The 12,250-nt window shown below is 44.4% G+C and carries 9 protein-coding genes and 2 pseudogenes; 9 read left to right on the forward strand and 2 right to left on the reverse strand.

Annotated elements, in window-relative coordinates; genetic code table 11:
- Positions 1 to 50 precede the first annotated feature (50 nt).
- Positions 51 to 959: an AraC family transcriptional regulator gene (locus tag QMK20_RS12420; protein WP_283655957.1), complete on the reverse strand. Its 909-nt coding sequence runs from the start codon at positions 957 to 959 to the stop codon at positions 51 to 53.
- A gap of 210 nt (positions 960 to 1,169) precedes the next feature.
- Here QMK20_RS12420 and QMK20_RS12425 point away from each other — a divergent pair, with 210 nt between their 5' ends.
- On the forward strand, positions 1,170 to 1,298 hold the full coding sequence (locus tag QMK20_RS12425; protein ID WP_283655958.1) for a hypothetical protein: 129 nt from the start codon (positions 1,170 to 1,172) through the stop codon (positions 1,296 to 1,298).
- Positions 1,299 to 1,581: 283 nt separating this feature from the next.
- Here QMK20_RS12425 and QMK20_RS12430 read toward each other — a convergent pair whose 3' ends face one another.
- Entirely contained in the window at positions 1,582 to 2,769 is a 1,188-nt protein-coding gene (locus QMK20_RS12430) for a helix-turn-helix domain-containing protein (protein WP_283655959.1), read from the reverse strand.
- 176 nt (positions 2,770 to 2,945) lie between these two features.
- Between QMK20_RS12430 and QMK20_RS12435 the strand changes: the two genes are divergently transcribed.
- The 8 genes and pseudogenes from QMK20_RS12435 to QMK20_RS12470 all read left to right on the forward strand — a co-directional run bounded on the left by QMK20_RS12435 (position 2,946) and on the right by QMK20_RS12470 (position 12,247).
- Positions 2,946 to 4,337 (forward strand): glycoside-pentoside-hexuronide (GPH):cation symporter, encoded by a 1,392-nt coding sequence (locus QMK20_RS12435; RefSeq protein WP_283655960.1) that lies wholly within the window; start codon positions 2,946 to 2,948, stop codon positions 4,335 to 4,337.
- 82 nt (positions 4,338 to 4,419) lie between these two features.
- Positions 4,420 to 5,322: an ROK family protein gene (locus QMK20_RS12440; protein WP_283655961.1), complete on the forward strand. Its 903-nt coding sequence runs from the start codon at positions 4,420 to 4,422 to the stop codon at positions 5,320 to 5,322.
- Positions 5,323 to 5,405: 83 nt separating this feature from the next.
- Positions 5,406 to 5,572, forward strand: a pseudogene (locus tag QMK20_RS12445) (sugar phosphate isomerase/epimerase); the annotation flags it as partial.
- Positions 5,573 to 5,590: 18 nt separating this feature from the next.
- Positions 5,591 to 6,655 carry a Gfo/Idh/MocA family protein gene (locus QMK20_RS12450; RefSeq protein WP_283655962.1) on the forward strand — a complete coding sequence of 355 codons (1,065 nt, stop codon included), beginning with the start codon at positions 5,591 to 5,593 and terminating at the stop codon, positions 6,653 to 6,655.
- Between the two features lie 414 nt (positions 6,656 to 7,069).
- Positions 7,070 to 7,744, forward strand: coding sequence for a response regulator transcription factor (locus QMK20_RS12455; protein WP_283655963.1), 675 nt, complete (start codon positions 7,070 to 7,072; stop codon positions 7,742 to 7,744).
- Positions 7,741 to 9,108 (forward strand): sensor histidine kinase, encoded by a 1,368-nt coding sequence (locus tag QMK20_RS12460; protein ID WP_283655964.1) that lies wholly within the window; start codon positions 7,741 to 7,743, stop codon positions 9,106 to 9,108. The genes QMK20_RS12455 and QMK20_RS12460 overlap by 4 nt, the downstream gene beginning before the upstream one ends.
- Positions 9,109 to 9,415: 307 nt before the next feature.
- A complete protein-coding gene (locus tag QMK20_RS12465) occupies positions 9,416 to 10,357 on the forward strand; it encodes an alpha/beta hydrolase (protein ID WP_283655965.1) in 942 nt (313 codons plus the stop codon).
- A 412-nt stretch (positions 10,358 to 10,769) separates the two neighbouring features.
- Positions 10,770 to 12,247, forward strand: a pseudogene (locus QMK20_RS12470) (Lsa family ABC-F type ribosomal protection protein).
- Positions 12,248 to 12,250 lie beyond the last annotated feature (3 nt).

Raw genomic sequence — 12,250 nt, forward strand, 5'->3', positions numbered from 1 at the left:
AGACATGGGTTTCTCGACATTTTGAAGCCTCAACAAAGAGAATTAAGCGTTCAGTATCTATAATATTTTTCCTTAAGATATTTGATGTCTGCCCTAGGAGGAGAACCAAACATTCGAGAATATTCACGGCTAAATTGAGACGCGCTTTCATAGCCCACTCGAAAAGCGACATCAGCGGCATCTGCTGACTCAGATAATAGGAGACGGCGTGCCTCTTGCAAACGCAGTTGCTTTTGAAATTGAAGAGGGCTCATAGCGGTTACTTCCTTAAAGTTCCGGTGAAATGAGGAAACGCTCATACTGGCTAATTCGGCAAGCTCCTCGACCCGCAAAGATTTATCATAATGATGAATAATTTGTTCAATAGCCTCCCTGATTCGGTACGAGCTGCTTCCCTCCAACGCAATCTGTCCCAGTGTAACCCCATATTGGCCCTGTAGGAGCCGATATAGTATTTCTCTGATAAACATAGGAGCTAAAAACGGTATATGCTTCGGATTGTCCAGCAGACGGGCTAACCTAAGGATTGCATCCATCAGATCCGACTCCATCTGGCCGACAAATAAAGCCCGCTTCAAATTTCCCTTAGGCATTGGCTGAATTTCCAAGTCGTTTAAAATCTCTAAAATCTGGTTCTGTGTAAATTCAAGCTTAAAACTTAAGTAAGGGTCATCAGGCGAAGCTCTAATCACCTGGCCAACCACCGGCAGATTCATGGATGCAATCAGGTAATTGGCAGGGTTATATGTAAAACGTTCCTGTGCCAGAAATATTTCTTTCGAACCTTTAGTTATAAAACAGAAGCTCGGCTTGTACACCCCGTAGTCTGGTTCAGTTGTGTTGGAATAGCGGATAAAAAATAAAGAAGGGATCGCCGTCTTCTGAACTCCCTCCCCAAGGCAGTGACGCTGAATCAGCCTGGCAAGTTCATTTTGCTGACTACTTATTACCTGAGACATGAAGTACCTCCTTATTCGTTGATCATGTTCATTATAAGCCATCAGTATCTATTATAAGAATAGCCGTAAGAGAATCAGGCAATCATTCAAGATAAATGTGATAACGGTTTTAGTGAATAAACCTGAACACAGTGGATGAAAAATCATTTTTATTAAAATGACTGATTGAAAATATGTGAACAAAACCCTTTAGCATCGGAGTTGAATACGATGGAAAAATTAATCCAGTGGTATGAAAAAAGCCTGATTAAAAGGCTGGAAGTGCTCATTGATTTGGAAAAAGATGCTACTTTTAAAGAGATGTATCTGGAATACTTGAATCAACTTCAGTCCAAATAAAGTGGAATCCGATAAATTACAAAGTATGCAGAGGACATAGAGGAACTAAAAGGTCTATACGTCTGAAAAATGAAAATAAAAGCAGATAACAACGTATAAATAATCTATATTTTGACGAAATACGCTCTTTTGTTATTGAGAACAGATTATAATGTTTTAAATCATAAGCTAAAGTAGGGAACTTCGTGCCAATGAAAGATACGGTCGAGTAAAACCGAAATTCTATATGAAGAACGGGTGTAATATCGGTTGTCAGCTTTTGCGTGGTTTCGTTCTCTTTTATTCAACTCTGCTGAATAATCAAATTATTCTTATACTGCTTGGGAGTCAGGCCCGTGATTTTTTTGAATACCTTGGTGAAATAGCTTTGATCGTGAAAGTTGAGCAGGGAATAGATTTCGCTAATCGATAGGTCAGAGTAGACGATGAGATTCTTGGCCTCTTCGATTTTTTGGCGCTGGATATAGGCTTTTAGGGTCTCCCCCGTCTCTTCCTTAAACTTGTTGGACAGATAGGAGGGGCTGATGCGCAGCTGCTTGGCCAAGGATTCCAGCGTCAAGTGTTCATGCAGGTGGTTGAAGATATAGTCCTGGCATAGCAGGATCGTCTTCGAGAAGCTGGAGCGGTTGGCTTTGGTGACCCGTTCGGCAAAATCGGGCAAAATCTCTTCCAGCATCTTAGTGATGGAATCGATCTTCTTTAGCTCTTCGATATGCTGGATATAGGCATCGCTCAGGTTATAGGCGATTTCTGGGTAGAGTCCGCCCTCGATGGCCGCTCGGGTCGCCAGGGTGACTGCCGTAATCAGAAGATTTTTCTTGTTCCGCAAGGAGTCTCTTTTGGACAAGGTTCCGTAACTGCCTTCCTGGGAATGCAGCTTCATGTAATACAGCATTTTTTCAATATTCCCGGTTTTAAGATGTTCCCAGATCTTCCTCTCGGCCAGAAAGGAGCTGTGGTAATCACTGTTCTCCCGCTGCTCGATAATTTTGAGTTCAATCACTTCAGAGATTAGGGAAGGATTCAGGTTCTCGTTATCCTGTTTGACCTTATTTAAGGACAAGGTTTCGTTGTAGAACAGATGATGCAGCAGGATCGCGGTATTAAACAGCTGGTTCGTATCAAAAGCATCTTGCTGTTCAGACGGCTCAATCAAGGTGTTTGTCGAGACATATTTTTCGGAGTGCGGCCACAGAATGATCCGTTCATTCTCATGCTCTGGATGGGGGAGCATGGCAATAATGTCCTCATGGTTATTGATATAAACCATCTGTACCGGCTTGCTCAAATTCAGGGAGAATAAGTGGTCAATCAATGTCTGGGGCAGCATCTCCCGGATCATCAGAGAAGAATAGTTATTGCTGAAGGTCTGGGATCTTTCCCAGCCTTTTTTTATAAAGAAGATCGGAATATGGATCGCGTTATAGACGAGCTTGCAGAGGGTTTCTAGGTCTCTTTGAGATGGGTTCATGGTGTTCCTCTCCATAAAAAAAATTATAAAATTACAACTTTTCCTTAAATAATACCATAAATCATGAACAAATATATTTAAACTGTAAACAAATAAAACGCTTTCCGAGTTGGGGCAAGGTTCTAATCAAGCTCTAATGTTAAGAAGATTTGAAAACGCTTTTAGGGGGAAGTAAAATGGCAGTGGTAGAAGCAGACTTGAAGAAGGGTAAGCAGGCTGTAAGCTCAAATCAGAAATTGTCTTTGTTGGAGAAAGTAAGTTACGGTTTGGGGGATGCGGGTTCCAACTTGATTTACACAGTTATTACGACCTACTTGACCTTTTACTTTACGGACGTGTATGGACTCGGGGCGGCTGCGGTCGGTACGCTGATGCTGATCGCCAGATTCGTCGACATGATCGACAGCCCGATCTTCGGGGTACTGATTGACAGGACCAATACAAAATGGGGGAAATCAAGACCCTGGATTCTCTGGTCCAGCTTTCCTTTTGCAATCGTTTCCATATTGCTCTTTATGGGGCCAGAATTAAGCGCTTCCGGCAAACTTGCATACGCTTACATTTTTTACATCGCGGCGAACGTGCTGTATGCGGCCGTCAATAATCCACTGACGACGATGTTGCCAAGCATGTCGAGCGATGTCCAGGAGAGAACCGTGGCCAATACGTTCCGTATGATTGGTGGACAGGTTGGCGGCTTGATCGTTAACCTCACGCTGCTGCCGCTGGTCGCCTACTTTGGTGCTGGGAATCAGCAAAAAGGCTTCTTCTATACGATGACGCTCTTCGCTATTATGGGATTGATCCTGTTCATCGTCACATTCCTGAACACCAGAGAGCGTGTGCAGAACATCGCCGGACAGGACCAAAGCCTTTCTGTGAAGGAAAGTCTGAAAGCGATCAAAGGAAATCGTCCGTGGATGGCCGTTTCTCTGCTCGGTATCGTCTTTTTCCTGATGTATATCATGAAGCTCTCCGCAGGCATTTATTACATGACATACACCTTGGAGAAACCTGAAATCGTTTCCTTGGTAAATACGCTGTCGATGGTAACGGTGATCGGAATGCTGGCAGTTCCTTTCTTGTCCAAACGGTTCAGTAAAAAATCGCTGATTATCACAGGTATTGGCATCAATATTATCGGGCAGCTCATTATCTATGTGGGTGGACACAATGTCGCCATGATTATCTTGGGAACGATCGTCGGCGGTATCGGTTTGGGACTCCCGGGCGGATTGCTGTTTGCCCTTATGGCAGATACGGTTGATTATGGCGAATGGAAATCGGGTATCCGCGCCCAAGGTATTCTTGTCTCGGCTGCCGGTATCGGGATCAAGCTTGGCTCCGGTCTGGGCAGCGCCATTCCGGCCTGGCTGCTTGCAGCCGGCGGGTATGTCGCCAAGCAAAAGCAAACCGATTCTGCATTGCAGATGATTACGCTTAACTACATCTGGCTGCCGATTGTCTTCAGTGTATTGTCGATTCTGATCATGGTCTTTATCTACAAGTGGGATAAGCCTCATGATGAAATCGTGGCCGAATTGGAGGCTAGAAGAGCTCAAGTGTAAAAATACTGGTATAAGAGATGGAGTAGCTCCCCGGAGGAAGATGCCCCATCTCTTGTAAAGATAACAGGATAGGAGAATGCTTATGTATCTTGCAATCGATATAGGAGGCACCTTTATAAAATATGCGCTGATGGATTCAGCTGGAACGATCGTGACTAAAGGCAAGCAATCAACACCTAGAGTACATTTAGCAGGATTTATGGATAAATTGTATTCCATTATAGAGGGGCATGATTTGTCTGCGGTTAAGGGAATCGCCCTTAGCTGCCCGGGAACGGTCGATGCGGCCCGGGGCGTCATCTACCATGGCGGTTCTTTGCCTTTTCTGCACGAGGTCAATTTAAAACAGGAAATTGAACGAAGATACGGAATAGACGCTTTCGTCGAAAATGACGGAAAGAGCGCGGCTCTGGCCGAACTCTGGCTTGGAAGCGTGAAAAACGCCAAAGATTCCGTGGTGTTAATTCTCGGAAGCGGGATCGGCGGCGGTATTATCATTGACGGTAAGCTTCACCGCGGGGTCAATCTCTCCGCCGGAGAAGTCAGCTATATCATGCATCAATTCAATCCCGAAACTAAGACGGGACAGTACTTTGGACTGGATTGCTCTGCGGTCAACATGATCCGCCGTATTGCCGAAATCAAGAAAGTCGATTCCGCTGACGGAGAAGTGATATTTGAATATATTATGCAAGGGGACGCAGAGGCCAATGCGATTTTTGATGAATATTGCCTGTACCTGGCCATTCAAATATTAAATCTGCAGTACATTCTGGACCCCGAAGTTATCGCGATCGGGGGCGGAATCAGCGCGCAGCCCGTTCTGATTGAACGGATTCAGCGGGCGATCGCCGACGTGAAAGAGGCCAATCCTCTGCATATCGCAAATCCCAAGGTGGTAGCCTGCCAATTCCGCAACGACGCCAACCTGTACGGGGCGCTGTATCATTATTTTGTCAGTAAAGAAAAGCTCGTCAATTCTTAAAGTCAGGTCTGGAAGTAAAATGCATTGAACAAGTCCGCAAGGAGAGTTACGATGACATTATGAATTGGGATTATTGGTTGTAGAAATGGTCCGACATAATCAGCGTTTTGCGGATTTATGTGTATAATATGTAATAAGCCTCAAACACGAAGATCCTTTGATGTCCGTCGAAGAAGGGTTTAATCGTGTAGTAACCAATCTGCAATCGATTTTGACCCGTGAGCAACCGCTTGATATGTGGTGGGCTTAAATCAGGAGTGAAAGGAAAATGAAAATGGGCAATCGGATATATAATGTAGTCATTATCGGTTATGGAGGCATGGGAAGCTACCATGTTCAATTAATCGAACCTATTCAGCAGCTTGCCATTGGCGGTGTATATGATATTGTCGATTACCGAATGGAACTGGCTGCCGCTGGCGGCTATAAAACCTACGAAAGTCTGGAGGCCGTTCTGGCCGATCAGGCCGTGGATATTGTTTTGATAGCAACGCCTAATGACGTTCATAAAGAAATAGCGATCCAGGCACTGCAAGCCGGAAAACATGTCATTTGCGAAAAGCCGGTTACGATAACGAGCACGGATTTCTTGGATATTGTCGAGGTGGCGAAGAAAGAAAACCGCGTATTTACGGTACATCAGAACCGCCGATGGGATGAAGACTTCCGAATTATCAAAGATATGATCGGCAAGAAGACCGTGGGCGAGCTTTTCCAAGTGGAATCGCGGGTTCAGGGGGCTAACGGCATTCCGGGTGACTGGCGGCAACTGAAGGCGTACGGTGGAGGAATGCTACTGGATTGGGGAGTGCATCTGTTGGACCAGCTGCTTCAGATTACGGACAGCCAAATAGAAAGCGTAGCTGCTAAGTTAAGCTATATTTTGGGAACTGAAGTGGATGACGGCTTTACCAGCTTTATTGAGTTCAAGGACGGCCTGACAGCGGTCATTGAAGTGGGTACGACCAATTATGTAAAGCTGCCGCGTTGGTATATTAAAGGAACCGAGGGTACCGCAGTGATCCGGGATTGGGACTTGAGCGGAGAGATCGTCACCCGAAATCCGGATGTTGCTCATGTGGAACCAAAACCGATTCAAGCAGGCCAAGGATTGACGAAAACGATGGCGCCACCGTCAGAGGAATCCACCCTGAATTTTCCAATTGAAAAAATACCTGCGGTAGCAGAAAGCTTTTATGAAAATTTTGTCTCTGCCATCGAAGGAAAAGCGGAGCTTGCGATCAAAAGCGAAGAAGTGCATCGTGTGCTGGTACTGATTGAGACGATTTTTGAGGCGGCAGCAACCAAAAGCGTGATTCGAAGAACGATTTAAATCAGCTCTATTTTCCATTCGCCATAAGTGAGATATATAGGATCCTATATTTTGAGAACCTGGACCGGTTGAGGATTTTTCCGGAGCCATGGGGCACGCGCATGCCATTTTGATTGATGACAGCGGCTTTCGGATCGGCGGCACGGACCCCCGCTGCGATGGAGCGGCCATCGGCTGGTGATCCAGGAACGGGGCATGGCCCTAACAGTACACATTAAAAACACCCTGATCGGGGAGGAACTGTTTTCTTTCCTTCATCAGGGTGTTTTTTGCTGTCACTTTGCCGCCTGAGGCCCGCGGATACCAGGAGGAATAACACTGTAAGATTATAGGAAGAATAGGGGGGAATTCAATTTTATTTATAGTATAATGGTTACTTCAATATGGGATGGAAAACAGGGAAAGAGGGAACGGATGCCTACTATACTGGTTGCTGACGATGATGCGAACATTCGCGAACTCGTCTGTTTATTTCTACGCAACGACGGATTCGAAACAGCCGAAGCCGCGGACGGCAAGCAAGCACTGACCGTCTACGACTCAACGCATGTCGATCTCGTCGTGCTCGATATTATGATGCCGATTATGGATGGTTGGACGTTATGCAAGGAACTCAGAAGAGCCAATCCTGATCTTCCGTTACTTATGCTGACTGCGAGAGGCGAAACATGGGAGAAAGTGAAAGGGTTCGAACTTGGAACGGACGATTATTTGACGAAACCATTCGATCCGTTGGAGTTGACGGCTCGTGTCAGGGCATTATTGAAACGATACCGGATTGGCTCCACACAGACGATTCAGTTCGGCAACGTCATCCTTGATCGGCAGACCTATAAGGTGATGAGAGGGACGGAGTCGCTCACGTTGCCGCTCAAGGAGTTCGAATTGCTGTATAAGCTCGCTGGAACACCCGGACAAGTCTATACGCGTGAGCAGTTGATTGATCAAATCTGGGGGATTGATTACGCTGGAGATGATCGAACGATAGACGTACATATTAAACGCCTGCGAGAACGTTTCGCCACTACAACCGATTTTCGGATCGAAACAGTGCGCGGGCTTGGCTACCGGCTTGAGGTTTACGAATGATCAGATCCTTATATATACGTGTTGTCCTAACATTTCTGGTCTCCGTCATCGTGGGCATAATCATTGCTTTTTTAATTACATTTTGGGTGTTTGAGGAAAAATTGAACGAAAATTTGCAAACCACCTTACTTAACTTTGGTCAGGACATCGTCCGGGTTTACGAAACCATTCCGTTACGTGAAGCGAACTTGTTCGTAAGTGGAATGAAACAACTCGATTCCTATCATATTCGAATTTTCGATGAAACGGGTCAGTTCCAGTCTTACGGAACGCTTAACGGACAAAATCCTGCGACTGTGACGATGGATCAAGTAAAGAAGGTATTGGGTGGAGAAGTTGTTCAAGTCAATCCGAGTACTGTTGCAACGAACCTCTTGGGACTGCCATTAAAAACGGAAATGGGAACGAAAGCGATGTTTGTGGAGCCGCTCACGTCTCCTTCCTCCACTTTTGCCGTAAAATGGTTACTTACTTTTTTGACCTATTCGTTGATCGCAGGAAGCTTATTGATCCTGGTTGCCGCCATATTCCTGATCAGGCCGATCAAAAAGCTGACAACAGCGACCAAGCGAATAGCAGCGGGAGATTTCAACGTAAAGCTGAATATTAAGCAAAAGGGTGAGCTAGGTACCTTGGCTCGCAGCTTCGAAGAAATGATGCACGATCTGCAGCAACTTGAACAGATGCGTAAGGAATTTGTATCGAACGTGTCGCACGAAGTTCAGTCGCCGCTCACCTCGATATCCGGTTATGCTTTGGCGCTCAAACAAGTGGATATTGCAGATCACGAGCGAAGCCGTTATCTCGATATTATCATCGCTGAAGCAGGTCGAATGTCCAAGATGAGCGATAGCCTGCTCAAGCTAAGTTTGCTTGAATCACAGTCCCGGCAACTGCGGCTCATCACCTTCAGCCTTGATGAACAGATCAGACGAGTCATCGTGGCGATCCAGCCGCAATGGTCGGCTCGCAACATCCGTTTCGACCTCAATTTGAAAGCCGTTCAATTAATGGCTGATCACGATCTATTAAACCAGGTATGGACGAACATCATTGGCAATAGCATCAAATTTTCCATGGATGGCGGCATTATTAACGTCAGCATCAAACAAGATATCAAAAATGTGACAGTCCGAATATCCGATACGGGCATTGGTATTTCCCCCGAGGACCAGAAGCGTATATTCGAACGGTTTTTTAAGGCCGATCGTTCCCACAGTCGCAAGTATGGCGGTAGCGGTATGGGACTTGCCATCGTTAAACAGATCGTATCGCTTCATCAAGGCGACATCCGAGTGGAAAGCGAGCCCGGCCGAGGAACGACCGTCATTGTCACCTTGCCAATCATAGCGCCGACAGATTAGTTAGATTCATATGGCACCATTCGGATGGTCTAAACTGCATTCTCCATGCTACGGCATCATGTGTAAGCTTCCTTGCATGTGACGTCGCAGCATTTTTTGCTTGTTCATACTCCGTTCATATTGTCGTCATAGGGAGTACATCTTCGTCGTATAAGCTATCCTTAACAGCACATATTAAAGTAGCCGAATAAACAGATGAGGTCAGGAGAAGATGAGAGTGGAACACAGAGAGGCCATAAAAAGGAGGGTAGGCACGAGTACAGGTAGATAACGAGCTTCAAAGGTCGCTCAAACCCCTCGTGCATAAATGATGAAAAAAATACTTACCATTATACTTAAATCCATAGGAGTTATAGCAATAGCCATAGTGCTTTTTCTAGCCATTGTTTTTATCGTTAATATGATCTCGAACAAATCGGAGCAAGGAAAAATAGAACCCTATGGCCAGTTAGTACCTGTAGATGGGAAACATATGAATGTTACCATTCAAGGAGAGGGCGAAGAAACAGTCGTGCTCCTGCCTGGTTATGGAACAGCAGCACCAGCTCTTGATTTTAAGCTGCTAGTAGATGAACTATCTCCATTTTACAAAGTTGTCGTGATTGAGCCTTTCGGTTATGGATTAAGTGATGAAACCGAAAAAGAGCGAAGCACTGAGAATATTGTAAGTGAAATTCATGAAGCTTTACAGCAGCTTAATATTGACCGTTACACGCTAATGGGCCATTCCATTGCGGGCATTTACGGACTGGATTATGTGAACAAATATCCAAACGAAGTGAGTGCATTTGTCGGAATCGATAGCAGTGTTCCAACACAAGGTGGGATGGATGTTAAATTCCCAATAAAAACGTTTGAATTTCTTAAAAAATCAGGTCTCTTAAGAATGATCAAGAATCTAAGTGGTGATCCATATGCTTCATTATCATTTGATGATCAAACCAAAGAACAAATGAGAATGATTTCGAATAAAAACGGCAATAATGCCACGACCTTGAATGAAATGGAGCATATTTCTTCTAATTTTAAAGCAGCTGAAAATTTAACATTCCCAAAAAATCTTCCCGTTATATTCTTTTTACAAGCGAATAATACAGATATTAAAGGATGGTTACCACTGCATGAAGAGCAAGTCAAAAATTCTGTACATGGAAAAGTGATGACATTTGAAGGAGGACATTATTTGCACCATACCAGGTCAAAGGAAATCGCTGAAAACTTCAGGGGATTTATGGAAGGAATAAAATAAGTGCGATGAAAAAGGCACCTTCACTATTTTGTACAAATGTATAAGTGATATAAAAACCGTCCTTTGGTAATATCCCCTTCAAGTAGACACTCAAAAAAGTCCACATGGTATCATGTTGAGGAGTTGTGTTTAATAAAACGGTATGATAATATACATTTACTTTAATGATTGGGGTTGAGAAGAATAATGTAGGATTTTCTTGCTGATCTATAAACTAATAAAACATTTAGTGCGATTGGTTTCGCATGTTTTATTGCTTTATAAGCAAGAAAGTTACATTTTCTTTTCACTCAAACATTAGGTCCTTAATCATCTGCCTTCCATTGGGAGGCTGGTTTTTCTGTATCTATTTGAGCTGCGAGAAATTAACTTTCTTGCGGCTTTTATTTTTTTTATACAGGAGGACAACTTGATGTCATTAATTAATGTTACCAACCTGACGTTTGCCTATGAGGGCAGCTACGATAACATATTCGAAAACGTGAATTTTCAGATCGACACCGATTGGAAGCTGGGGTTTACGGGAAGGAACGGAAGAGGGAAGACCACATTTCTTCAGTTACTGCTCGGCAAACATGAATACAGTGGAGCTATCTCTGCTAATGTCAATTTTGAATACTTTCCGTATCCTGTGCCAAACAAGAATGATCATACGCTGGATGTAATCAACGAAATCTTTCCGGACTATGTTCACTGGCAATTCATGCGTGAGCTCTCGTTGCTGAAGGTTGATGAAGACGTTCTATATCGTCCATTTGCTTCTTTGTCAAACGGTGAGCAGACGAAAGTGCTCCTGGCCGCCTTGTTTATTAAGGAAAACAGTTTTCTGTTGATCGATGAGCCTACGAATCATCTGGACATGAATGCTAGAAAATGGGTCAGTAATTATCTGAATACCAAAAGCGGATATATTCTGGTATCTCACGACAGATCCTTTCTGGATAACTGTGTGGATCACATCCTGTCCATCAACAAAACCAACATTGAGATTCAAAAAGGTGATTTTTCCAGCTGGTGGGAGAATAAGAAGAGACAGGATAACTTTGAATTTGCACAGAACGAGAAGCTTAGAAAAGACATTAAGCGCCTATCGGATTCTTCCAAGCGTACGGGGAACTGGTCTCACGAAGTGAAAAAACCAAAAACGGAACCAGAAATTCCGGCTCCAAGGTAGATAAAGGCTATATTGGCCATAAGGCTGCCAAGATGATGAAACGTTCTAAATCCATTGAGCAAAGACAGCAATTGGCGATTACCGAAAAGTCCAAACTGCTGAAAAATATAGAAAGCTCGGACACCCTGGAAATCTCACAGCTTGCTTATCATAAAAATGTGCTTGCTGAGCTTGAACAGGTCACTATATTTTATGGAGAAAAGCAGGTTTGTGCAGACGTGAGTTTTACGATTGAACAGGGGGAGCGAATCGCGCTTTCGGGTAAAAATGGCTCCGGAAAATCAAGTATCCTCAAACTCATCTGCGGCGTGGATATAGACTACACTGGCAGCTTCACAAGGGACAGTCAGCTAAAAATATCCTACGTGTCCCAAGATACCTCGCATTTGCAGGGCAGTCTGACAGATTACGCCCGGGACAACGGGATTGACGAGAGCCTTTTCAAATCTATTCTGAGAAAGCTTGATTTCTCCAGAGTGCAATTCGAGAAGGATCTATCCGCTTATAGCGGCGGCCAGAAGAAGAAGGTACTGATTGCCAAAAGCCTGAGCGAGCAGGTTCATCTGCATATCTGGGATGAGCCGCTGAATTTCATCGATGTCATTTCCCGTATGCAAATTGAAGAACTGCTACTGGAGTATTCGCCAACGATACTTTTTGTGGAACATGACAGCGAGTTCTGCAACAATGTCGCAACAAAGATGGTTGAGCTTTGACCA

The sequence above is a fragment of the Paenibacillus sp. RC334 genome (assembly GCF_030034735.1).
Lineage (GTDB): Bacteria > Bacillota > Bacilli > Paenibacillales > Paenibacillaceae > Paenibacillus > Paenibacillus terrae_A.